The 23,312-nt window shown below is 71.4% G+C and carries 22 protein-coding genes; 13 read left to right on the top strand and 9 right to left on the bottom strand.

Going from position 1 to position 23,312, the window contains the following annotated elements; genetic code table 11:
- Window positions 1-140 precede the first annotated feature (140 nt).
- Entirely contained in the window at window positions 141-803 is a 663-nt protein-coding gene (locus ACN269_RS10090) for a C39 family peptidase (RefSeq protein WP_421472145.1), read from the top strand.
- Window positions 804-865: 62 nt separating this feature from the next.
- Here ACN269_RS10090 and recQ read toward each other — a convergent pair whose 3' ends face one another.
- Window positions 866-2,704, bottom strand: a complete 1,839-nt coding sequence (gene recQ, locus ACN269_RS10085; RefSeq protein ID WP_421472200.1) for a DNA helicase RecQ — start codon at window positions 2,702-2,704, stop codon at window positions 866-868.
- A gap of 543 nt (window positions 2,705-3,247) precedes the next feature.
- Here recQ and ACN269_RS10080 point away from each other — a divergent pair.
- The 10 genes from ACN269_RS10080 (at window position 3,248) to ACN269_RS10035 (ending at window position 11,653) form a co-directional block, all read left to right on the top strand.
- Window positions 3,248-4,102 (top strand): DUF5753 domain-containing protein, encoded by an 855-nt coding sequence (locus tag ACN269_RS10080; protein WP_421472199.1) that lies wholly within the window; start codon window positions 3,248-3,250, stop codon window positions 4,100-4,102.
- Between the two features lie 24 nt (window positions 4,103-4,126).
- Complete coding sequence (locus tag ACN269_RS10075) at window positions 4,127-4,330, top strand: DUF397 domain-containing protein (protein WP_421472198.1); 204 nt, start codon at window positions 4,127-4,129, stop codon at window positions 4,328-4,330.
- Window positions 4,331-4,470: 140 nt separating this feature from the next.
- Entirely contained in the window at window positions 4,471-5,376 is a 906-nt protein-coding gene (gene rapZ, locus ACN269_RS10070) for an RNase adapter RapZ (protein WP_421472197.1), read from the top strand.
- A complete protein-coding gene (locus ACN269_RS10065) occupies window positions 5,373-6,521 on the top strand; it encodes a gluconeogenesis factor YvcK family protein (RefSeq protein WP_421472196.1) in 1,149 nt (382 codons plus the stop codon). The genes rapZ and ACN269_RS10065 overlap by 4 nt, the downstream gene beginning before the upstream one ends.
- Window positions 6,522-6,575: 54 nt before the next feature.
- The gene (gene whiA, locus ACN269_RS10060; protein ID WP_030337350.1) at window positions 6,576-7,556 is read left to right on the top strand and encodes a DNA-binding protein WhiA; all 981 of its coding nucleotides are present in this window, start codon (window positions 6,576-6,578) and stop codon (window positions 7,554-7,556) included.
- Between the two features lie 265 nt (window positions 7,557-7,821).
- On the top strand, window positions 7,822-8,826 hold the full coding sequence (gene gap, locus ACN269_RS10055; RefSeq protein WP_421472195.1) for a type I glyceraldehyde-3-phosphate dehydrogenase: 1,005 nt from the start codon (window positions 7,822-7,824) through the stop codon (window positions 8,824-8,826).
- The gene (locus ACN269_RS10050; RefSeq protein ID WP_421472194.1) at window positions 8,823-10,022 is read left to right on the top strand and encodes a phosphoglycerate kinase; all 1,200 of its coding nucleotides are present in this window, start codon (window positions 8,823-8,825) and stop codon (window positions 10,020-10,022) included. Before gap ends, ACN269_RS10050 begins: the two co-directional genes overlap by 4 nt.
- A 2-nt stretch (window positions 10,023-10,024) precedes the next feature.
- Window positions 10,025-10,816 carry a triose-phosphate isomerase gene (gene tpiA / locus ACN269_RS10045; RefSeq protein WP_421472193.1) on the top strand — a complete coding sequence of 264 codons (792 nt, stop codon included), beginning with the start codon at window positions 10,025-10,027 and terminating at the stop codon, window positions 10,814-10,816.
- A 95-nt stretch (window positions 10,817-10,911) separates the two neighbouring features.
- Window positions 10,912-11,172 (top strand): preprotein translocase subunit SecG, encoded by a 261-nt coding sequence (secG, locus tag ACN269_RS10040; protein ID WP_355049593.1) that lies wholly within the window; start codon window positions 10,912-10,914, stop codon window positions 11,170-11,172.
- Window positions 11,173-11,311: 139 nt separating this feature from the next.
- On the top strand, window positions 11,312-11,653 hold the full coding sequence (locus tag ACN269_RS10035; RefSeq protein WP_357134282.1) for an RNA polymerase-binding protein RbpA: 342 nt from the start codon (window positions 11,312-11,314) through the stop codon (window positions 11,651-11,653).
- Between the two features lie 56 nt (window positions 11,654-11,709).
- Here the strand turns inward: ACN269_RS10035 and pgl are convergent, their stop codons facing one another.
- The 6 genes from pgl to tkt all read right to left on the bottom strand — a co-directional run bounded on the left by pgl (window position 11,710) and on the right by tkt (window position 20,172).
- Complete coding sequence (pgl, locus tag ACN269_RS10030; protein WP_421472192.1) at window positions 11,710-12,480, bottom strand: 6-phosphogluconolactonase; 771 nt, start codon at window positions 12,478-12,480, stop codon at window positions 11,710-11,712.
- Window positions 12,481-12,604: 124 nt separating this feature from the next.
- Window positions 12,605-13,621: a glucose-6-phosphate dehydrogenase assembly protein OpcA gene (locus tag ACN269_RS10025; protein ID WP_421472191.1), complete on the bottom strand. Its 1,017-nt coding sequence runs from the start codon at window positions 13,619-13,621 to the stop codon at window positions 12,605-12,607.
- The gene (gene zwf / locus ACN269_RS10020; protein WP_421476257.1) at window positions 13,618-15,153 is read right to left on the bottom strand and encodes a glucose-6-phosphate dehydrogenase; all 1,536 of its coding nucleotides are present in this window, start codon (window positions 15,151-15,153) and stop codon (window positions 13,618-13,620) included. The genes ACN269_RS10025 and zwf overlap by 4 nt, the downstream gene beginning before the upstream one ends.
- 2 nt (window positions 15,154-15,155) lie before the next feature.
- Window positions 15,156-16,805 carry a glucose-6-phosphate isomerase gene (locus ACN269_RS10015; RefSeq protein ID WP_421472190.1) on the bottom strand — a complete coding sequence of 550 codons (1,650 nt, stop codon included), beginning with the start codon at window positions 16,803-16,805 and terminating at the stop codon, window positions 15,156-15,158.
- Window positions 16,806-16,842: 37 nt separating this feature from the next.
- Window positions 16,843-18,018 carry a transaldolase gene (tal, locus tag ACN269_RS10010; RefSeq protein ID WP_421472189.1) on the bottom strand — a complete coding sequence of 392 codons (1,176 nt, stop codon included), beginning with the start codon at window positions 18,016-18,018 and terminating at the stop codon, window positions 16,843-16,845.
- Window positions 18,019-18,033: 15 nt separating this feature from the next.
- Window positions 18,034-20,172, bottom strand: a complete 2,139-nt coding sequence (gene tkt, locus ACN269_RS10005) for a transketolase (RefSeq protein ID WP_421472188.1) — start codon at window positions 20,170-20,172, stop codon at window positions 18,034-18,036.
- Window positions 20,173-20,436: 264 nt separating this feature from the next.
- Between tkt and ACN269_RS10000 the strand changes: the two genes are divergently transcribed.
- Complete coding sequence (locus tag ACN269_RS10000; RefSeq protein ID WP_421472187.1) at window positions 20,437-21,390, top strand: heme o synthase; 954 nt, start codon at window positions 20,437-20,439, stop codon at window positions 21,388-21,390.
- A gap of 286 nt (window positions 21,391-21,676) precedes the next feature.
- The gene (locus tag ACN269_RS09995) at window positions 21,677-22,012 is read left to right on the top strand and encodes a hypothetical protein (protein ID WP_421472186.1); all 336 of its coding nucleotides are present in this window, start codon (window positions 21,677-21,679) and stop codon (window positions 22,010-22,012) included.
- A gap of 59 nt (window positions 22,013-22,071) precedes the next feature.
- Here the strand turns inward: ACN269_RS09995 and ACN269_RS09990 are convergent, their stop codons facing one another.
- Entirely contained in the window at window positions 22,072-22,794 is a 723-nt protein-coding gene (locus tag ACN269_RS09990; RefSeq protein ID WP_421472185.1) for a 2OG-Fe dioxygenase family protein, read from the bottom strand.
- Window positions 22,791-23,222: a hypothetical protein gene (locus ACN269_RS09985; protein WP_421472184.1), complete on the bottom strand. Its 432-nt coding sequence runs from the start codon at window positions 23,220-23,222 to the stop codon at window positions 22,791-22,793. The genes ACN269_RS09990 and ACN269_RS09985 overlap by 4 nt, the downstream gene beginning before the upstream one ends.
- Between the last annotated feature and the right edge of the window lie 90 nt (window positions 23,223-23,312).

Genomic DNA, 23,312 nt, shown 5'->3' with positions numbered 1-23,312 from the left:
CGCGGACCGTTGCACCACCCCCCGCGCAGACCCCCTCTTGTCGGGTCGCCGGACAGAACTCCCTCACGAACTTTCCCCGCCGGGCACACCCCCGTGTGTCGGGCGCGTATCCCCCGGATGAAGCAGAGGAGCACGCCATCATGCGTACCGATCTGATTCGTAAGACCGCCCTGACCGCTGCTGGCCTCGCGTTCACCGGTGGCGCCATCGCCGGCCCCGTGACCACCGCCTTCGCCGCCGAGAGCACCGCCAAGCCCGTGTCGCAGACCCAGACCGACCGCAAGGGCCACGGCGAGCGGCAGCTCGGCGTGCGGTACGAGGCCCAGCCGAACTTCTACTACTGCGGCCCCGCCGCGGCCCGTAATGCGCTGAGCGTGCAGGGCAAGGACATCAGCGTGGACGCCATGGCCAAGGAGATGGGCACCACCGAGGCCGGCACCAACAGCATCAACGACATCACCCCGGTCCTGAACAAGGAAACCGGCAAGACCGACGCCTACCACTCGGTCGAGATCAGCAAGCCCGACGCCGACGCCACGCAGACCGACCAGCTGCGCGCCGACATCGTCCGCACCGTGGACAACGGTCGGGCCGTGGTCGCCAACATCGCCGGCACCAGCACCGACACCGACGGTGGTATCCACTCCTTCGAGGGCGGGCACTACATCAGCGTCGTGGGCTACCGCGACAACGGCAACGTGGTGCGGATCGCCGACTCGGCCGACCCGAACACCGCCTCCTACGACATCACCGTCGAGCACCTCGCCGACTGGATCGCCACCCGCGGCTACGCCACCAGCTAAGAGAACCAACCGACAAGGGCCGGACCCCACCACGGGGCCCGGCCCTTTCGGCATGCCCAGGGTCATTCGGCCAGGACGGCCAGGATCTGCTCGCCGTACTTGGCCAGTTTGTTCTCGCCGACGCCGCTGACCCGGGACAGCTCGGCAAGCGAGGTGGGCCCGTCGCCCGCGATCTGGCGCAGCGTCGCGTCGTGGAAGATGACGTACGCGGGAACACCCTGCTCCTTGGCGGTGGCCGCCCGCCAGGCGCGCAGCCGCTCGAAGACGGACGCGGCGGCCGGAGTCAGCTCGGCCACGACCGTGGACGAGCCGCGCGGCTTCGACGAACGGCTCGACGCCGGCTTCTCCGGCTCGCGGCGCATGGTGACGGTACGGCGGCGGCCCAGCACGTCGGCGCTCGCCTCGGTCAGGGCGAGCGTGCCGTAGTCGCCCTCGACGGCGAGCAGGCCTTCGGCGAGGAGTTGGCGGACCACGCCCCGCCACTCGGCCTCGCTCAGCTCGGTGCCGATACCGAAGACGGTCAGCGAGTCGTGGCCGTACTGACTGATCTTGTCGGTCTGCTTGCCGAGCAGGATGTCGACGCAGTGCCCGGCGCCGAACCGCTGGTTGCGTTCGCGGTCGAGGCGGAACACGGTCGACAGCAGCTTCTGGGCGGCGACCGTGCCGTCCCAGGACTCCGGCGGGTTGAGGCAGGTGTCGCAGTTGCCGCAGGCCGAGGTGTCGCTCTCGCCGAAGTATTCGAGCAGCTGCATCCGGCGGCACCGGACCGTCTCGCAGAGCGCGAGCATGGCGTCCAGGTGCGCGGCGAGGTTGCGGCGGTGCGCGAGGTCGCCGTCGGACGTCTCGATCATCTTGCGCTGCTGCACCACGTCCTGGAGGCCGTACGCCAGCCAGGCGGTGGACGGCAGCCCGTCGCGGCCGGCGCGGCCGGTCTCCTGGTAGTAGCCCTCGACCGACTTGGGCAGGTCGAGGTGGGCCACGAAGCGTACGTCGGGCTTGTCGATGCCCATGCCGAAGGCGATGGTGGCCACCATGACCAGCCCGTCCTCGCGCAGGAAGCGCTGCTGGTTGGCGGCGCGGGTCGCCGCGTCGAGGCCGGCGTGGTAGGGCAGCGCGGCGATGCCGTTGGCGGTCAGGAACTCGGCGGTCTTGTCGACCGAGGCGCGGGACAGGCAGTAGACGATGCCCGCGTCACCGGGATGCTCGTCGCGCAGCAGGGCGAGGAGTTGCTTGCGCGGCTCGCGCTTGGGCACGATCCGGTACTGGATGTTGGGCCGGTCGAAGCTGGCCACGAAGTGCCGCGCGTCGTCGAGGCCCAGCCGGGTGGCGATCTCGCGGCGGGTGGCGCTGGTCGCGGTGGCGGTCAACGCGATCCGGGGGACCTGCGGCCACCGCTCGTGCAGCATCGACAGGGCCAGGTAGTCGGGCCGGAAGTCGTGCCCCCACTGCGACACGCAGTGTGCCTCGTCGATCGCGAACAGCCCGATGCGCCCCCGGTCCAGCAGGGCCAGGGTGGACCGGACGCCGAGCGCCTCCGGCGCCAGGTAGAGCAGGTCCAATTCACCTGCGACGAAGGCCGCCTCGACCCGGCGGCGGGCGTCGAGGGTCTGCGTCGAGTTGAGGAAACCGGCGCGTACGCCGACCGCGGTGAGCGCGTCCACCTGGTCCTGCATGAGCGCGATCAGCGGCGACACGACGACCGCGACGCCGTCGCGGACCAGGGCCGGGATCTGGTAGCACAGTGATTTGCCGCCACCGGTGGGCATCAGCACCAGCGCGTCGCCGCCGGCGACGACATGGTCGATGACCTGCTGCTGGAAGCCGCGGAAGGCGTCGTAGCCGAACACCCGGCGCAGCGCCGCCAGCGCGTCGTCGGTACGCAGCTCGGTCGGGGAAGCCATCCGCGGAGTCTACGAGTTGTCCCCGACAGCACCGCCCGCCCGCCGGCCCGACGCGCCCACCGCGCCTGTCACCGCCCGGCCGTGCCGTCTCCGTCGCCCCAGCAGAGACCGCCGATGCCGGCCGCGCTGTGGAAGCCGGGGTGTCCGGTGACGTCCATGCACACCTCGTTGTCGGGGCCGCTCCGGCCGCAGAACACCGGCCCGTCGGCCGCTCGCGCTCCGTGGGACCCAGCGAGATGAGGTACGACGACAGGGCCTCCGGCTTCGCCAACGCGAAAGCGATGGCGGCCCGGACCCGCTCGGACACATCGGCCCGGTCGAGCAGCGCGCTCAGGTCGTCGTGGACGTCACGCGGTCGCCGTGACTCCTGCTCCCCGCGAGCCGATCGATTGTCCGTCACGATTCCCTGCCTCTCCGTAGCGGATGCTCACCACGAGACTGGACCAGTTGAGCTTGAAATGCAACGTCGTGATTTCTTCGAGACAAGCGCTTGAACCAAGCTCACTCCTCGGTAATAATCGATCACTCAGAGTGGAGGTGGCGATGGCGCAGGTGCCCAGTCCGACGATCAGGGCCCGCCGGCTGCGGCGCGAGTTGCGCCGCCTGCGGGACCGCACCGGCCACACCGCCGAGGAGGTCGCCAAGATCCTGGGCTGGCACCGGACCAAGGTCATCCGCTTCGAACTCGGACACTCGCGGGTGATGCCCAAGGACCTGCCCCCGCTGCTCGACCTCTACGACGCAGCCGAGGACGAGCGGGAGTCGCTGACCGCGCTGCTCCGGCAGTCGCGCCAGAAGGGGTGGTGGAGCGCGTACGGCGACGTGCTGCCGGACGACTACGTCGGCTTCGAGGCGGAGGCGACCTCGATCAGCGCGTTCGAGTGTCTGTACGTCCCCGGCCTGTTGCAGACGGAGGAGTACGTCCGCGCCATCGTCAAAGCGGGCCGCAGCACCGCCGACCAGGACGAGACCGATCGAGTGGTGGCGGCCAGGCTCGCTCGTAAGGCTCTGCTCTCCCGTGACCTGCCGCCATCGTTGTGGGCGGTGCTGGACGAGGCGGCGGTCCGACGGGTGGTCGGTGGCCCAAGGGTGATGCGCGCGCAGCTCACCCGCCTGATCGAAGCGTGCGCCATGCCCTCGGTCGAGATCCAGGTCCTGCCGTTCTCCGCCGGGGCGCACGCGGCGATGGCCGGAGCCTTCACCCTGCTGGAGTACGCCGACCCGCTGCTCGACCCGGCCGTGGTGTACCTCAGCAACGACTCCAGCACGCTGTTGCTGGAGGAGGACCGGCAGGTGGCCCGATATAGACTCATGTTCGACCACCTTCGGGCCAAGGCGCTCGACCCTGACCGCTCCGCGGACCTTCTTGCGCGGATCGCTGCCGAGGTTCCCGACTGAGTCCGACACCTTGGAGCGCTGCCGATGGCCCCCGCGAAGCTGACACGGGTTTCCTGGCGCAAGAGCAGCCGTAGCGGCGCAAACGATTCGAACTGCGTCGAGGTGGCCGTACTCTCCGGCGGGCTGGCGGTGCGGGACTCCAAGGACCCGGACGGCCCGGCGCTGGTCTTCGGCCGGGACGCCTGGTCGTCGTTCGTGACCGGCCTGCGGCGTGACCCGCGCGCCTGACCATCGCCCACGAGGCCGACGGCACCGCCACATCTCCGACCCGCCATCCGCGCCCGCCCCGGTCCCGGCCGGCGGGATAGAGTCGCTGATTGACCAATCGCGGCCGACGGTGGCCGCGGCGCCACGTCTTGGGGGTACGGGTGAGCGAGGCGCACACTGCCGGTGACGGGCAGCCGACGGCCGAGTCGGAGACCACCCTGGTGGTGGTCACCGGACTGTCCGGTGGCGGTCGTAGCACCGTGGCCCGCGCGTTGGAGAACGTCGGCTACTACGTGGTGGACAACCTGCCGCAGGCGCTCATGCTCGACATGGCCGAGCTGGCGTTCAAGGCCGGCGGGGCGGCCCGGCGTACGGCGATGGTGCTGGACGTGCGCTCGCGGGCCTTCTCCACCGACCTGGCGGGGGCGATCCGGGAGCTCAAGGAGCGCGGCTTCTCGCCCCGGGTGGTGTTCGTCGACGCCGACGACGAGGTGCTGATCCGCCGCTTCGAGAGTGTGCGGCGCTCACACCCGTTGCAGGGTGACGGGCGGCTCGCCGACGGTATCGCCGTCGAGCGGGGACTGCTGGAGGAGGCCCGCGACCAGGCCGACGTGATCATCGACACCAGCCACCTGAACGTCAACCAGCTCCGCCGCCGCATCGAGGAGCTGTTCGGCGGCGAGGACGCCCGCCGGCTGCGGGTGACCGTGCTCTCGTTCGGCTTCAAGTACGGTCTGCCGCCGGACGCCGACTTCGTGCTGGACGCCCGGTTCCTGCCCAACCCGTACTGGGTGCCGGAGCTGCGCGAGCACACCGGGCGGGAGGAGGCGGTCAGCGCGTACGTGCTGGGGCAGGAGGGCGCGGACGCCTTCGTCGCCTCGTACGCCGACCTGGTCAACGCCACCACCACGGGCTTCGAGCGCGAGGGCAAGCGGTACCTGACGGTGGCCGTGGGCTGCACCGGCGGCAAGCATCGCAGCGTGGCCATCGCCGAGGAGCTGGCCGGCCGCCTGCGTCAGGCGGGGCTGGCGGCCAACGCCCAGCACCGCGACCTGGGGCGGGAATGACGACGCGCCGGGTGGTGGCGTTCGGCGGCGGGCACGGCCTGTCGGCGTCGCTGCGCGCGCTGCGGCACTGCGCCCCGGAACTCGACCTGGACATCACCGCCGTGGTGACGGTCGGCGACGACGGCGGGTCCAGTGGCCGGCTGCGCGCCGAACGGGGTGGCCTGCCCCCGGGTGACCTGCGGCAGGCCCTGGTGGCGCTGGCCGGTGACCATCCGGCCACCCGACGCAGCGCCGGTCTCTTCCAGCACCGCTTCACGGCGGCCCAGGCTGTCCGCGTACTCCAGCATGCCGGGACCGACGCGGCCCCGGCGGCGCGCGACGCGCCCGGCGCCGACGCGGGCCCGGCGGCCCGAGCGCAGGCGGCCCCGGCGGCGGGCGGACCCGGCGCGGACGCGGACCCGGTTGCCCGAAAGCCGACGGACGCGGCCCCGGCGGCGGGCGACCCGGCCCGCGCGGACGGCCTGGCCGGGCACGCGGTGGGCAACCTGGTGCTCTGCGGGCTCATGGAGCTGCTCGGCGACCCGGTGGCGGCGTTGGAGCACGCCGGGGCGATGCTCGGCGCGGTCGGGCGGGTGCTGCCGATGTCGCGCCAGCCGGTCGACATCGAGGCGCGGGTGCGCGGGGCGGACCCGGACGCCCCGGACGAGGTGCGGACCGTGCGCGGCCAGCACCAGGTGGCGGTCACCACCGGACGGGTCGAATCGCTGCGCCTGACCCCGGTCGCCCCGGCGGCCTGCGCCGAGGCCCTCGCCGCGATCGGCGCGGCGGACTGGCTGATCTTCGGGCCGGGCAGCTGGTACACGAGCGTGCTGCCGCACCTGCTGGTGCCGCAGTTGGCCGACGCGATCGTGTCCAGCTCGGCCCGGCGGTTGGTCACGTTGAACCTGGCCGCGGAGAAGGAGACCCTCGGCCTCTCGGTCGCCGATCATCTGGCGGCGCTGCACTGGTACCTGCCCGAGCTCAAGGTGGATCTCGTGCTGGCGGACGCGAAGGCGGTGGGTGACCCGGAACCGGTCGAACGTGCGGCAGAATCGCTGGGTGCCCGCCTGGTCCTCGCCCCCGTCGCCGTCACCGACGGCACTCCCCGCCATGATCCGGCTGCCCTGGGCGCCGCGCTGGTGCCTGTCCTGGGCGCCGATCGTTAGACACGTACGTAATCACCGGCGACACGCCGGAACAGGTCCGTGAGGGGACGCACAATGGCGATGACGGCTGCGGTCAAGGACGAGCTGAGTCGGGTCGACGTGCCCAAGCCCTGCTGTCGGCGGGCGGAGATGGCCGCGCTGCTGCGCTTCGCCGGAGGGCTGCACATCGTCTCCGGCCGGGTGGTGGTGGAGGCGGAGCTGGACACCGGCGCGGTGGCGCGTCGGCTGCGCCGGGAGATCGCCGAGGTCTACGGCTACCCGAGCGAGATCCACGTGCTCGCCTCCGGCGGGCTGCGCAAGGGCAGCCACTTCATCGTCCGGGTGGTCAAGGACGGCGAGGCGCTCGCCCGGCAGACCGGCCTGCTCGACGTGCGTGGCCGGCCGGTGCGCGGGCTGCCCCCGCACGTGGTGGCGGCGAACGTCTGCTGCGCGGTCTCGGCGTGGCGGGGCGCGTTCATGGCGCACGGCTCACTCACCGAGCCCGGCCGGTCCAGCGCGTTGGAGATCACCTGCCCGGGCCCGGAGTCGGCCCTCGCGCTGGTCGGCGCGGCCCGCCGGATCGGCATCACGGCCAAGAACCGTGAGGTACGCGGGGTGGACCGGGTGGTCGTCAAGGACGGTGACGCGATCGCGGCGCTGCTCACCCGCATCGGCGCGCACTCCAGCGTGCTGGCCTGGGAGGAGCGTCGGGTACGCCGCGAGGTGCGGGCCACCGCCAACCGGCTGGCCAACTTCGACGACGCGAACCTGCGCCGCTCGGCGCGCGCCGCGGTGGCCGCCGCCGCCCGGGTCACCCGGGCGCTGGAGATCCTGGCCGACGAGGCGCCCAACCACCTCACCGACGCCGGAAGGCTGCGCCTGGAGCACCGCCAGGCGTCGCTGGAGGAGCTGGGCGCGCTGGCCGACCCGCCGCTGACCAAGGACGCCATCGCCGGTCGGATCCGCCGCCTGCTGGCGTTGGCCGACAAGCGGGCCCGCGACCTCGGCATCCCGGATACGGAAGCAGCCGTCACGCCCGACATGCTCGTGGTCTGATAGGACGGTGGGCCCGTACGGTGCGCCGGGAGCACGACCCGGCGCAGCGTGCTCCCGCACGCTCGGATAGGGTCGCTGAGTACGGCAAGGGGGCCGACACCGGCACTTCTCGTCGTGCCCACCGCCTCGGGCGGTCAGGTCCTCAGACCGCGCGGCGGGGTGGCCGAGATGAACCGTCGACGGCCGGCTCCAACGGTCGGCGCACACCATTCCCGCCGGCCCGTTGAGTCAAGCCGGCGGACCAGAACGCGAGGAGATGGGACCTGTGACCATCCGGGTTGGCATCAACGGCTTTGGCCGAATCGGCCGTAACTTCTTCCGGGCAGTGCTGGCGTCCGACGCCGACATCGAGGTCGTGGCGGTCAACGACCTGACCGACAACGGCACGCTCGCCCACCTGCTCAAGTACGACAGCATCCTGGGTCGGCTGCCGTACGAGGTGAAGGCCACCGCCGACGAGATCACCGTCGGTGGCAAGACCATCAAGGCGTTCGCCGAGAAGGACCCGGCGGCGCTGCCGTGGGGCGAGGTCGGCGCGGACGTCGTCATCGAGTCGACGGGCTTCTTCACCGACGGCACCAAGGCCAAGGCGCACGTCGACGGCGGCGCCAAGAAGGTCATCATCTCCGCCCCGGCGAAGAACGAGGACGTCACCGTGGTCATGGGTGTCAACCACGACACCTACGACCCGGCGAAGCACACCATCATCTCGAACGCCTCGTGCACGACGAACTGCCTGGCCCCGATGGCGAAGGTCCTCCAGGACACGTTCGGCATCACCAAGGGTCTGATGACGACGATCCACGCGTACACCCAGGACCAGAACCTGCAGGACGCGCCGCACAAGGACCTGCGCCGGGCGCGCGCCGCCGCGCTGAACATCGTCCCGACCTCCACCGGCGCCGCGAAGGCCATCGGCCTGGTGCTGCCGGAGCTGAAGGGCAAGCTCGACGGGTACGCGCTGCGGGTGCCGATCCCGACCGGTTCGGCCACCGACCTGACCGTCGAGGTCGGCCGGGAGACCACCGTGGACGAGGTCAACGCCGCGCTGAAGGCCGCCGCGGAGGGCCCGCTCAAGGGCATCCTGGTCTACAACGAGGACCCGATCGTCTCCGCCGACATCGTCACCGACCCGGCGTCGTGCATCTTCGACGCGCCGCTGACCAAGGTCATCGGCAACCAGGTCAAGGTCGTCGGCTGGTACGACAACGAGTGGGGCTACTCGAACCGCCTCGTCGACCTCGTCAAGCTGGTCGGTTCGTCGCTGTGAGCATCCGGACCCTCGACGACCTGCTCGCCGAGGGGGTGTCGGGTCGGCGCGTGCTGGTGCGCGCCGACCTGAACGTCCCGCTCGACAAGCAGACCGGTGCCATCACGGATGACGGACGTATCCGCGCGGTGCTGCCGACCCTCGGCGCGCTGGTCGAGGCCGGCGCGAAGGTGGTCGTCTGCTCGCACCTGGGCCGCCCGAAGGGCGCGCCCGACCCGCAGTTCAGCCTGAGCCCGGTCGCCGGGCGGCTCGGTGAGCTGCTGGGCGCTCCGGTGCACTTCGCCACCGACACGGTCGGCGAGTCGGCCCGCTCGACCGTCGCCGACCTGGCCGACGGCCAGGTCGCGCTGCTGGAGAACCTGCGCTTCAACGCCGGTGAGACCAGCAAGGACGAGGCCGAGCGGGGCGCGTTCGCCGACCAGCTCGCCGCGTTCGGCGACGCGTACGTCGACGACGCGTTCGGCGCCGTGCACCGCAAGCACGCCAGCGTGTACGACGTGCCGGCGCGGCTGCCGCACGTGGCCGGCCGGCTGGTGCTGCGCGAGGTGGAGGTGCTCTCCAAGCTGACCAGCGAGCCCGAGCGGCCGTACGTGGTGGTGCTCGGCGGGTCCAAGGTCTCCGACAAGCTTGCCGTGATCGAGGCGCTGCTACCAACGGTCGACCGGCTGCTCATCGGTGGCGGCATGTGCTTCACCTTCCTCAAGGCCCAGGGCCTGGAGGTGGGCACCTCGCTGCTGGAGAAGGACATGGTCGAGACCTGCCGCAACCTGCTGGAGCGGGCCGACGGCAAGATCATGCTTCCGGTCGACGTGGTGGTCGCGGACGCGTTCGCCCCGGACGCGGCGCACGACACGGTCCGCGTCGACGGCATCCCGAGCCACCGGCTCGGCCTGGACGTCGGCCCGGAGACGGTCGCCGGCTTCGCCGCCGCCCTGTCGCAGGCCAAGACGATCTTCTGGAACGGGCCGATGGGCGTGTTCGAGATGGCCGCCTTCGCGGCGGGCACGCGGGGCATCGCCGAGGCGATCACCAAGGCCGACGCGTTCAGCGTCGTCGGCGGCGGCGACAGCGCGGCCGCCGTGCGGGCACTGGGCCTGGACGAGTCGAGCTTCGGTCACATCTCCACCGGCGGCGGCGCCTCCCTGGAGTACCTGGAGGGCAAGACCCTCCCCGGCATCGCGGCCCTGGAGAACTGAGCATGGCGAGCACGACCCGCCGGCCACTGATGGCCGGCAACTGGAAGATGAACCTCAACCACCTCGAGGCCAACCTGCTCGTGCAGAAGCTGGCCGCGAGCCTCACCGAGAAGCAGCTCACCGACGTGGAGACCGTCGTGCTGCCGCCCTTCACCGACCTGCGCACGGTGCAGACGGCGGTGGACGGCGACAAGCTGCTGATCGGCTACGGCGGACAGGACCTCTCCCCGCACGCCTCCGGCGCGTACACCGGTGACATCTCCGGTCCGCTGCTGGCCAAGCTCGGCTGCACGTACGTGGTGGTCGGGCACTCCGAGCGGCGGGCCTACCACCACGAGGACGACACGGTCGTCAACGCCAAGGTCAAGGCGGCGCTCACGCACGGCCTGACCCCCATCCTCTGCGTGGGGGAGGGGCTGGACGTGCGCGAGCAGGGCACCCACGTGGCGCACTGCTCCGACCAGCTCGACGGGGGCCTCGCCGGGCTCACCCCCGAGCAGGTACGCCAGGTCGTCATCGCGTACGAGCCGGTCTGGGCGATCGGCACCGGCAAGACGGCCACGCCGGAGGACGCCCAGGAGGTCTGCGGCGCGGTCCGTCAGCGGTTGGCGGAGCGCTTCGACGCCGAGACGGCAGACGCCGTCCGGGTCCTCTACGGCGGCTCGGTCAAGGCGTCGAACGTCGCCTCGATCATGGCCCAGCCGGACGTGGACGGCGCCCTGGTGGGTGGCGCGAGCCTGGACGCGGAGGAATTCGCGCAGATCTGCCGGTTCCCCGAGCACATCGCTCGCTGATCGCTCGCTATTCTGGACACCGCCCGTCCACCGGCCGGTGCCGGAGTGCCCGACCTGTCCGGGCGAGGATCGCTACGAGAGGACTGCCCCCAGCCATGCCGATCTGGTTCGCATACACGTTGATCGTGTTGCTGGTCATCACGAGCGTTCTGCTCACCCTGCTCATCCTGCTGCACCGCGGTAAGGGCGGCGGGTTGTCGAGCATGTTCGGCGGCGGTGTCAGCTCCAGCCTCGCCGGCTCCTCGGTGGCCGAGAAGAACCTGGATCGCTACACCGTTCTGGTGGGTGTCGTCTGGTTCGCGGCGATCGTCGGGCTGGGTCTCTGGCTCCGTCTCCAGATGAACAGCGGCACCTGAGCCAGCCCGCCAAGTCGTACAATCTGCGCGCGGTCCGTCACTCGACGGGCCGCGCGCAGTCTTTTCTCCGCTGCACCGCGTCGCCCGCCGCCCACCCCTGCCGGCGGCGGGTCCCCTCCGACGACAGGAGCGAGCAGCCGTGCCCAGTGGCAACGTCATCCGTGGCGCCCGCGTCGGGTCCGCGCCCATGCGCCCCGACGAGCGGCACCAACCGGCCCCCCGACAGGCCGTCACCTACTGGTGCCGCAACGATCACCAGACCGACATCCGGATCGCGGCCGACGCCACGGCGCCGCCGCTGTGGGACTGCCCCCGCTGCGGGCTTCCCGCCGGCCTGGACGCCGAGAACCCGCCCGGACGCGTCCGCGCCGAGCCGTACAAGAGCCACCTGGCGTACGTGAAGGAGCGGCGTACCGCCGAGGAGGGGGAGGCGTTGCTGGCCGAGGCCCTCGCCGCGCTGCGCCGCCGACGCGGCGAATAGCCGAACGGGCCCCTCGCCGCACGGCGAGGGGCCCGTTCGTCGCGGTCAGCGGGGATCTAGCGCAGGCTGCGCAGGCGGGCCGGCACGTTCGCGGCGGCCGCGCGGTCCAACAACCAGCGGGTACGGTCCACGCCGTGCACCCCGGCGGCCGGAATCTGCACCGGCCCCGCCCCGGCCAGCGCCATGCCCACCGCGCCTGCCTTGTCGGCGCCGGCGGCCACCAGCCAGACCTCCTCGGCGGTGTTGATCGCCCCCAGGGTCAGGGTGGTCCGCACCGGCGGCGGCTTCGGGCTGCCCCGCACCGCGCTGACCGGCCGCGTGTCGTGGTGCACCGGGTGCTCGGGGAAGACCGAGGCGACGTGCCCGTCCTCGCCCACCCCGAGCATCAGCACGTCGAAGTGCGGCAGCGCGGCGTGCCCCGGCCGGGCGGCGCGGGCCAGATCCTCGGCGTACGCGGCGGCGGCAGCCTCGGGGTCGTTGCCGGCCGGGCCGTCGGAGGCCGGCATGGCGTGCACCCGGGCCGGGTCCAGCGGCACCGCGTCCAACAGGGCCGCCCGGGCCTGGGTCTCGTTGCGCTCCGGGTCGCCGGACGGCAGGAACCGCTCGTCGCCCCACCACACGTCGACCCGGGACCAGTCGACCGCGTCGCGGGCCGGCAGCTGCGCCACCGCCCGGTAGACGGCGGCGGCGACCCGACCACCGGTGAGGACCACCGCGGCCGCACCCCGGTCGGCCTGGGCGTCGAGCAGCTTCACCAGCAGTCGGGCCGCCACGGCCTGCGCCAGCAGATCGGCGTCGGCGTGGACGGCGACACTCGCCTCACTCATGCGTTGTGCCTTCGTTTCCGGACCGCTGGGCGGTCGCTGTCGCGTCGTGCCCGGACGCGGAGCGTCCGGAGGGGGCGGTCGAGGGCCGGGACGTCACGTCCCGGCCCTGCCGGTGTCGTGGTGCTCAGCTCTCGCCGCTCGTGCCGGCGTGCGCGGTGACGCCGGCCTCGGCGCGCTGGGCCGTGGCCGGATCCTTCCAGACGTGCACCCGCTGCGGCGGGCGCTGCTCCAGACCGTGCAGGCCCGCGGTCGCGCCCAACGCCTCCGCGTACACCTGGTCGGCGTCGAGGCGGCGCAGCTCCTCGGCCAGCTCGTCGCCGAGCGGCCGACGGACCAGCGGCAGCGTCCGGTCCTCCTGGCCGGTCCGCCGGAACACCGCCAGGCTGTCCTCGCGGGTCAGCGTCAGCTTGTCGCCGTTGGCGCAGGTCAACTGCACCTCGCGCATGCGGGGGAACTCGTCGCTGTCCACGCGGCGCGGCGTGACGCCGAGTCGGCTGGACAGCCAACCGGCCATCAGCGTCGCCGTCGGGTCGGTGGGCGGCGCGACGATGGTCGCCTCGGTGACCTTCGCCTCGGTGGTGTCGAACGCCCCGGCCACCAGGGTCCGCCACGGGGTGATCCGGGTCCACGCCAGGTCGGTGTCGCCCGGGGCGTAGTCCCGGGCCCGCTGGCGCAGCGCCTCCACCGGGTCGGCGGCCTGCGCGGAGTCGGTGATCCGTCGGTCGGCGACCACACCGAGGAAGTCGGTGGCGATCTCCGCGGGCGGCTCACCGTGCCACCAGGTCACCACCGGTACGTCCGGCACCAGCAGCGGCATCACCACCGACTCGGCGTGCAGGGCCAGCCGCCCGTACATCCGGGTGACCACCGCCTCGCACGGACCGAGACGACCGCCGACCACGATCTCCGCGTCCAGCCGGTTCCGGTCCCGCTCGATGTCGGAGCGGACCACGACCACCAGCCGGCACGGGTGGGCGGCGGCGGCGATGGTCGCCGCCGCCTCCGCCTCGCGCACGCGCTTCTCGTCCACCACCACGATGAGGGTGAGCGCCATGCCGCTGGCCACACCACCGGCGCTGCGCCGCTCGGCCGCCAGCGCCTTGACCACCTCGTTGCCGGTGGTGTCCCACAGCCCGATCATGCTCTTCTCCAAGCGCGGCCCTCGCGGGCCAGCATCTCGTCAGCCGCCCGCGGACCCCACTCGCCGGCCCGGTACGGCTCCGGCGTCGTACCCGCCCAGGCGTGCTCCAGCGGGTCGATGACCTGCCAGCTCTGCTCGACCTCGGCGGCGTCCGGGAACAGGGTGCGGTCCCCGATCAGCACGTCCAGGACGAGCCGCTCGTACGCCTCCGGGCTGGACTCGGTGAACGCCTCGCCGTACTGGAAGTCCATGGCGATGTCGCGGACCTCCATGGTGGTGCCCGGCACCTTCGAGCCGAACTTGAGCACCACGCCCTCGTCCGGCTGCACCCGGATGACCAACTGGTTGTTGCCCAGCGACTCCATGTCGGCGTCGTTGAACGGCAGGTGCGGCGCCTTCTTGAACATGATGGCGACCTCGGTGACCCGCCGGGGGAGTCGCTTGCCGGCCCGGATGTAGAACGGCACCTCGGCCCAGCGCCGGTTCTGGATGCCGAGGCGCACCGCCACGTACGTCTCGGTGGTGGAGTCGGCGGGGACGTCCTGCTCCTCCCGATAGCCGACCGCGCGCTCGCCGCCCACCCAGCCGGGCAGGTACTGGCCCCGGACGGTGTCCCGGGCCACGTCCTTCGGCAGGGTGATCGCCTTGAGCACCTTCAGCTTCTCGGCCCGGATCTCGTCGGCGTCGAAGCTGGTCGGCTCCTCCATGGCCACCAGGGCCAGGAGTTGCAGCAGGTGGTTCTGCAGGACGTCACGGGCGGTGCCCACGGTGTCGTAGAAGCCGGCCCGGGTGCCGATGCCGACGTCCTCGGCCATGGTGATCTGCACCGAGTCGACGTACTTGGAGTTCCACAGCGGTTCGAACAGGTTGTTGGCGAACCGCAGGGCCAGGATGTTCTGGACGGTCTCCTTGCCCAGGTAGTGGTCGATCCGGAAGACGTCCTGCCGGGTGAACACGTCGTCGACCAGGTCGTTGAGCGCCTTCGCCGACGGCAGGTCGTTGCCGAACGGCTTCTCCACCACGACCCGCCGCCAACCGCCGGACTTCTCGTTGTCGGCCATCCCGGTGCGGGCCAACTGCTTGAGCACCACCGGGAAGGCGGCCGGCGGGATGGAGAAGTAGAACGCCGCGTTGCCGGCGATGCCGTGGCTCTGCCGCAGCTCGTCCAGCGTCGAGGCCAGCGTGTCGAAGGCGGCGTCGTCGTCGAACGACCCAGGAACGAACTTGATGTTGCCGGCCAGACGCGCCCAGACCTCGTCCCGCCACGGGGTGCGGGCGTGCTTCTTGGCCGCCTCGCAGGCCAGGGTCTCGAAGTCGCCGTCGCCCCAGTCGCGGCGCGCGAAGCCGAGCACCACGAAACCGGGCGGCAGCAGCCCTCGGTTCGCCAGGTCGTAGACCGCGGGAAGCAGCTTCTTGCGGGCCAGGTCGCCGGTCACCCCGAAGATCACCAGAGCGCACGGCTCAGGGATCCGGGGCAACCGGCGGTCCTGCGGATCGCGTAGCGGGTTCACGCCTTGGGTCACGTCGTCCATCCTCACGTGCGCAGCTGACCGACCGCGTCGAGCAGTTGGGCGACCCCGGCGGCCCGGTCGGTCAAGTGCAGCCGCAGCACCGGCCGCTCCCGGCCGGCGAGGGCCTGCCGGTCGCCGGCGGCCTGTGCCGCCTGCAATTCGCCGAAGGTGTACGGCTTGCCCGGCACGTCCAGGTCCTCCGCGACCGCGCCGGTCAGCTGCAGGTAGCTGCCCACCTGCGGGCCACCCTTGTGGTACTGGCCGGTGGAGTGCAGGAACCGCGGCCCCCACCCGAAGGTGACCGGCCGACCGGACGCGCCGGCCAGCAGCGGCCGCACGCCGGCCGCGTCGGCGTCGGCGAACCGATCGAGGTACGCCATGACCGCCAGGTAGCCGTCGTCGCCGAGCCCGTCGAGCAGCCACCGCAGTACCCCGGCCAGGTCGCCCGGGGCGCCCTGCGGCGCGTACACCTCGATCGCGCCCTCGGTGAACGACGGCTTCTCCGTCGGCAGCCCCGCGGCCAGGATCTTGTTGGTGTTCTCCTTGGACTCGGTGACGTTCGGCTGGTTGAACGGGTCGATGCCGAGCACCACGCCGGCAACCGCGGTGGCGTACTCCCAGGCCAGGAACTGCGCGCCGAGCGGGCCGTTGACGGCCACGTCCGGGGCGCCGCCACCGCCCGGCACGTCGCCGGCGGCCAGCGCGCCGCCGTAGCTGACGGTCAGCACGTCGGGGCCGGTCGCGCCGGGGCTCTGCGGTGACTCCACGACCACCGGCAGGATGCCCACGCCGGCCTTGCCGGTCGACTCGGCGATGAGCTGTTCGGCCCAGTCGCCCAGGCCGTCGATGCCGGTGCCGTCGGACACCAGGGCGACCTTGTCGCGGGCCAGCGTGGCGGCGGCGCCCAGCGCGGCGCCCAGCGCCAGCGCCGGGTTGTCGCTGTCGGCGGCGAGCGACCGGGCCAACGCGTCGGCCTGGTCGATCAGCTCGGACACGTCGACGCCGGCCAGCGCGGACGGCACCAGCCCGAACGCGGTCAGCGCGGAGTACCGGCCACCCACGTTCGGGTCGGCGAGCACGGTGAACGCGCCCATCTCGGTCGCGGTCGCCGCCAGCGGCGAGCCCGGGTCGGTGACGATGACGAAGTGCCGGCCGGCCTCCGCCTCGGTCATCCCGGCGTCCAGGAACGCCTGCCAGTAGGCGCGGCGGTGGCTGTCGGTCTCCACCGTCGAGCCGGACTTGCTGGCGACCACCACCACGGTGCGTTCCAGCCGGTCACCGAGGGCCGCCCGGACCTGGCCCGGGTCGGTGGTGTCCAGCACGGTCAACGGCCGGCCCAGGGTCCGCGTGATCACCTCGGGGGCGAGCGACGAGCCACCCATGCCGGCGAGTACGACGTGGTCCAGGTCCGCCAGCTCCGCCTTCAGCTCGGCGAGCTGCGCCAGCAGCTCCCGGCTGCGCTGGTGGGTGTCCACCCAACCGAGCCGGATCTTCGCCTCGGCCTCGGCGTCCGGACCCCACAGGGTGGCGTCCTTGGCGGCCAGCCGCCCGGGGACGCCGGCCTTGACCAGCGCCTCCCGGGTCGAGGCGGGCGCGGCCTTGTCGACCGCGTCCGCGCCGTACACGGCGAGCCCAGCAGCGGCCTCCGCCGGCTGGTTCAACACGTCGCTCATGCCGTCACTCCACTTCGCTGCGTGCTGATCGGCTCGCTCACGCGCCACCGGCCTTCTCGGCCGCCTTGGCGTTGCCCTTGGCGGCCTTGTTCGGAGCGCCCTCGCCCGTGCCGGCCGCCTTCAGCGACTTGCTGACGCCGTCGAGCAGCTCCTGCCAGCTCGCCTCGAACTTCTCCACGCCCTCGCGCTCCAGGGTGGCGATCACGTCGGCCATGTCCACCCCGACCGACTCCAGGTCCGCGAAGACCTTGCGGGCCGCGTCGTAGGACCCGGTGACGGTGTCGCCGCGGGTCTCGCCGTGATCGGCGTACGCGTGGATGACCGACTCCGGCATGGTGTTGACCGTTCCGGCGGCGATCAGCTCCTCGACGTAGATGACGTCCCGGTAGTCCGGGTTCTTCGTCGAGGTGGAGGCCCACAGCGGCCGCTGCGGGTGCGCGCCGGCCGCCTCGAGCGCCTTCCAACGGTCCGAGGAGAAGACCTCGGTGTAGCGCTCGTACGCGAGCTGCGCGTTGGCCACGGCGGCCTTGCCGCGCAGCGCCTTGGCCTGGTCCGAGCCGATCTTCTCCAGCCGCTTGTCGACCTCGGAATCCACCCGGGAGACGAAGAACGACGCCACGGAGCCGATGGTGGACAGGTCGTGGCCATTGGCCTTGGCCCGCTCCAGACCGGTCAGGAAGGCCTCCATGACCGCCGAGTAGCGGTCCAGGCCGAAGATCAGCGTGACGTTGACGCTGATCCCCTCGGCGAGCGTGTCGGTGATCGCCGACAGGCCCTCCTCGGTGGCCGGGATCTTGATGAAGAGGTTGGGCCGGTCGACCAGCCACCACAGCGCCTTGGCCTCGGCGACCGTCTTGTCGGCGTCGTGCGCGCTGCGCGGGTCCACCTCGATCGAGACCCGGCCGTCCACGCCGGCGCTGCCGTCGTACGACGGGCGCATCACGTCGCAGGCCCACCGTACGTCGTACGTGGTGAGCATCCGGACGGCCTCTTCCACGTCCACGCCACGGATGGCCAGGTCGCGCAGCTGCCAGTTGTACTCGTCGGCGTCGCTGAGCGCCTTCGCGAAGATGGTCGGGTTGGTGGTCACCCCGGCCACGTGCTTCTCGCGGCGGAGCTGGTCCAGCCCGCCGGAGCTCAGTCGCACCCGGGAGAGATCGTCGAGCCAGACCGCCACACCCGCGGCGGTGAGCTCATTCAGCTTGTCGGTCATGCCGTCCACGCTCCCTCAGTTGCCGGTCGTGAAACCGGTGATGTCGCCCACCCGGGCCAGCGAGGCGTGCGCCGCCGCCACGATCCGGTCGGGGGTGAACCCGAACTGCTCGAAGAGCACGGTGTGCGGGGCGCTCGCTCCGTAGTGCTCCAGGCTGACGCTCTCGCCCAGGTCACCCACGATTCCGCGCCAGGACATCGCGATGCCCGCCTCCACGCTCACCCGTGCCTTTACCCCGCGCGGGAGCACCGACTCCCGGTACGCCTCGTCCTGCTCGTAGAACCACTCCTGGCAGGGCATCGAGACGACCCGGGTCGGGGTGCCGTCCGCCTCCAGCCGCTCCCGGGCGGTCAGCGCGAGCTGCACCTCGGACCCGGTGGCGACGATGATCACCTGGGGCTTGCCGTTGGACGCCTCGGCCAGCACGTAACCGCCCTTGGCCACGCCGGCCACGTCGCCCAGGACGTCCCGGTCCAGGGTCGGCAGCGGCTGGCGGCTCAGCGCCAGCGCGGTCGGCCGGTCGGTGTGCTCCAGCGCCTGCCGCCAGGCCCACGCCGTCTCGTTGGCGTCCGCCGGGCGGACCACGTCCAGGCCCGGAATCGCCCGCAGCGCGGTCAGGTGCTCCACCGGCTGGTGGGTCGGGCCGTCCTCGCCCAGGCCGATCGAGTCGTGCGTCCAGACGTACGTCACCGGCAGCTTCATCAGCGCGGCGAGCCGTACCGACGGGCGCATGTAGTCGCTGAACACCAGGAACGTGCCGCCGTACGGGCGGGTGCCTCCGTGCAGGGCGATGCCGTTCAGGATCGCGCCCATGGCGTGCTCACGGATGCCGAAGTGCAGCGTGCGGCCGTACTCGTGGCCCGGGAAGTCCTTGGTGGCGTGCGACGCCGGGATGAACGACGGCTCGCCCTTCATGGTGGTGTTGTTGCTCTCGGCCAGGTCGGCCGAGCCGCCCCACAGCTCCGGCAGCACCGGCGCGAGCGCCTCCAGCACCTTGCCGGACGCGGCCCGGGTGGCCACACCCTTGGCGTCGGCGGGGAAGACCGGCAGCGCGTCGGTCCAGCCGTCGGGCAGCACCCGACCGGCGAGCCGCTCGTAGAGCGCGGTGCGCTCCGGGTTGGCCTTCTTCCAGGCGTCGAACGACGCGGTCCACTCCTGCTCGGCGTCGGAGCCACGACCCATCACCGTGCGGGCGTGACCCAGCACCTCCTCGTCGACCTGGAAGGTCTGCTCCGGGTCGAAGCCGAGGATGCGCTTGGTGGCCTTGACCTCGTCGGCGCCGAGCGCCGAACCGTGGATCTTGCCGGTGTTCTGCTTGTTGGGCGCGGGCCAGCCGATGATGGTGCGCAGCGCGATGAACGAGGGGCGGGTGGTCTCCGCCTTGGCGGCCATCAGCGCGTCGTACAGCGCCTCGACGTTCTCGTGGTAGTCGCCCTGGTCGGCGTCGCCGCTGCGCCAGTCGACGGTCTGCACGTGCCAGCCGTACGCCTCGTAGCGGGCCGCCACGTCCTCGCTCTTGGCGATGCGGGTGTCGTCCTCGATCGAGATCTCGTTGTCGTCGTAGATCAGCGTGAGGCTGCCCAGCTGCTGGTGCCCGGCGAGGGCGCTGGCCTCGTGGCTGATGCCCTCCTCGATGTCGCCGTCGGAGGCGATGCACCAGATGTTGTGGTCGAAGATCGACGTGCCCGGCTCGGCCTCCGGGTCGAACAGGCCACGCTCGCGGCGGGCCGCCATGGCCATGCCGACGGCGTTGCCCAGACCCTGCCCGAGCGGGCCGGTGGTGGTCTCGACGCCCGGCGTGTGGCCGTGCTCCGGGTGGCCCGGGGTCATCGAGCCCCACTGGCGCAGCGACTTCAGGTCGTCCAGGCTCAGCGGGTAGCCGGACAGGAAGAGCTGGATGTAGAGGGTCAGGCTGGAGTGGCCGGCGGAGAGCACGAACCGGTCCCGGCCGGGCCAGTTCGGGTCGGCCGGGTTGTGCCGCATGACCCGGTTGAAGAGAAGATAGGCCGCGGGCGCGAGGCTCATCGCGGTGCCCGGGTGGCCGTTGCCGGATTTCTCCACGGCATCCATGGCCAGCACGCGGACGGTGTCGACGGCCCGGCGATCGAGATCGGACCAGTTCAGTGCGGAGTGCTCGGGTCGGTTGGCAGCCACGATGGTTGTGCTCCTCGGCAGATGGGCGGAACCCTCACTGGTGACCCTATCGAGCGTGACTAAACGTCCGCCCGGGGATCTCGCATGGTGTGCGGTACGTGATGGTGGCCCAGGTCGTTCAACCCGGTGGTGTGACGGCCCGCACCGTTGTCGGGTCGGCCGGGCAGCCAAAACGACGACGCGTAGTGTGTGGGTCGGTGTGCGGTCCCCGAGCGGGCCTCGCCGATCCGATCTCCCCGTGCCGATGCCGGAAGGTGGCAATCCGTGAGCATGATCACCGAGCGCCCCGCGAGCAACCCCGCCGGGCAGCCCCCGGCACGGGCGGCCGAGGGTCCGGTGGCGCGGCGGGACGTGCGCGCGATCGTGTCGGCGTACGTGGCGCTGACCAAGCCGCGCATCGTCGAACTGCTGCTGGTCACCACCATCCCGGCGATGATGCTCGCCGAGGGCGGCCTGCCGCCGCTGTGGCTGATGGCGGTGGTGCTCGTCGGTGGCTCGCTCGCGGCGGGGGCGGCAAGCGTCATCAACTGCTACATCGACCGCGACATCGACCAGTTGATGCGGCGGACCAAGCGGCGTCCGCTGCCGGCGCACACCGTGTCACCGCGGAGCGCGCTGGTCTTCGGTCTGGTGCTGGCGGCGGTCTCGATCGTGCTGATGGCGGTGTTCACCAACCTGCTCGCCGCCGGTCTGACGCTCGCCGCGATCGTCTACTACGACGTCATCTACACGATGTGGCTCAAGCGCTCCACCCCGACGAACACGTTCTGGGGCGGCGCCTGCGGCGCGGCGCCGGTGCTCATCGGCTGGGCGGCGGTCACCGGCGGGCTCGCCCCGGCCGCCTGGGCGCTGTTCGCGGTGGTCTTCTTCTGGCAGATGCCGCACTTCTACCCGCTCGCCATGAAGTACAAGGACGACTACGCCCGTGCCGGCATCCCGATGCTGCCCGTGGTGGCCTCGACCCGCCGGGTGAACGCCGAGATCCTGATCTTCGCCTGGCTCACCGTGCTCACCTCCCTGGCTGTCTGGCCGCTGGGGCTCAGCGCGATCTACGGGGTCCCCACCCTCGTCGTGGGCGCCATCTTCATCCTCGAGGCGCACAAGCTCTGCCGACGGGCGACGCGCGGCGAGGCGGTCAAGCCGATGCGGCTGTTCCACTGGTCGACGACGTACCTGACGATCGTGTTCGTGGCCGTCGCGCTCGACGCGCTGATCTGACCCCGACCGCGCGGGGCCTCCGGTTTTCGCCGGCAATCCTCTGAACACTCATCATCATGGATGAGTTGTCCCGCTTTAACGTCACATCAGAGTAACTTTCGGCATGAGTCGGATCGGCTCAACCTGCGAGGGCTGCGGCCGGGTTTGCTCCGGAAGTTGAGGCGGGAAAGTCTGGATTTAAGCGGACAAAGAGTCTGTGCTCCTCCTTAAACCTGTAGGTAATTGGCATCACAAAAGGTTCATGGTTCTCGCCCGCGCGAGTGGAACTCTGCTTAGGCTTCGCGTCATGGCAGATGGTTCCGATACGACGCTGACGGCCGAGCAGACCTCCGGCGAGCAGGCCCCGCACGGTCTGGTCGCGGGTCTCAAGTCGTTCGCCGCCGCGCACGGCGGCGCGAAGGCCGTCATCGAGTACGTCGGTAAGCGCGGCGCACGGATCGTCCTCGTGGGCGGCGACGGTGAGTGGGGCGACCAGTTCGCCGAGGACACCGTCACGGCCCGGGAGGCGTGCGCCAAGGCGGGAGTCACCGTCGAGAACGCCTGGGAGCGTGAACTGATGGACCAGATGCGTCCGAGCAACGACCTCTGGCGGTCGATGGCCCGGCGCACGATGGCCCGCTGAGATAGATAGCTGAATTGACCAACCACCACCAGTCGACCCGGGGGAAACCCCGGGTCGACCTATATCGGCGTGTAGCTGGTGAGGAGCATGTCGCGGTGACCCCCGGCGGGGTTGTCCGCCACCAGGTCGCTCACGTTGTGGCGCAGTCGGCGGTCGTCGGCGTAGAGGCTGGCGAACCGTCCGCTCAGGGTCTGCTGCTCCACCGGCGACCCGTCGTGGTCGTAGAGCGAGGTGGCGCCGCCGGTGACCCCCTGCCGCCCGATGTGGTGCAGGGCGATGAAATCGAAGCCGTCGCGGTGCACGCCCTCCGGTGACGGACGTCCGGGCTGGTTGTCGGCCGTGACCCGGACCAGGTGGACGTGCGCCAGGAACCCGTCACCCGCAGCGGTGGCGAGTGGGGCGAACAGCCAGGCGTCGAAGCGCAGGAGGTCCAGCAGGAGCGGGTTGGTCGCGACCTCGGTGGGCAGTGCCGCGAAGGTCCGCTCCGTCCCGCCGGCGAAGGGGTTGTGCTCGCTGCTCTGGAAGTAACCCCGCTGCTCGACCGGCATCACCTCATCCCGCTGCGGGTCGCACCGGTAGACGCCGTGCCGCCTGCGCCGGTAGGTGCCGCCCCGCAGATAGGGGTCCAGCGGCAGGGTCGACCAGGCCGCCAGCAGGTTCTCCAGGGCTGCCTGCCGCGTCTCCGGCACCCGGAACGCGGACGACGGGACGAAGGCGTAGCCCACCTCGCGCACTCGGCGACGCACATCCTCCGGGTCGGCGACCAGTCGCTGCGCCGTCATGCCTTGTCGGTCCTGTTCAACAGGATCTCGTTGACCCACGGATGCCACGCCGGATGACGGTGGTGGAAGGTGCACAGCTCTGGACTGGCGTCGAGCATCTCGAGGATGTAGTGCCGCCAACCTTCCTGGTCGCGGCGGCTGAGTTCCTCCTGGCGCCGCCAGATCCACTCGAAGACGTCCAGGACGAGTTCGGCGGCCGCTTCCACCCGGTGTCGGTCGACGTCATCCTCGGCGAGTCGCGCCCCGTCGTAGAAGTACGGCCGCAGGTCCGGCTGGGCCAGGAAGAGCCGGTCGACCTCGAGGAACAGGTCTGTGCTCCGGTCGTACGCCGCGAATCGGGTGTCCGTACGGGTGTAGCGCAGCGCGACCGCGCCTGACCCCAGCGACACCAGGAGCGCGAAGACGGAGACGACATCACTCAGAACCATCGACACCCCTAGATCGAGCTTTGTGATCGCAGGGTAGCAACGCGCCGAGAACGTCGAAGCCCGCCGATGATGCTCAGCGGGGCGCGCGAT

This window comes from Micromonospora sp. WMMD736 (genome assembly GCF_049179015.1).
GTDB lineage: Bacteria > Actinomycetota > Actinomycetes > Mycobacteriales > Micromonosporaceae > Micromonospora.
Note: the sequence above shows the minus strand (reverse complement) of the source record. Positions and strands in the feature narration are given on the sequence as shown.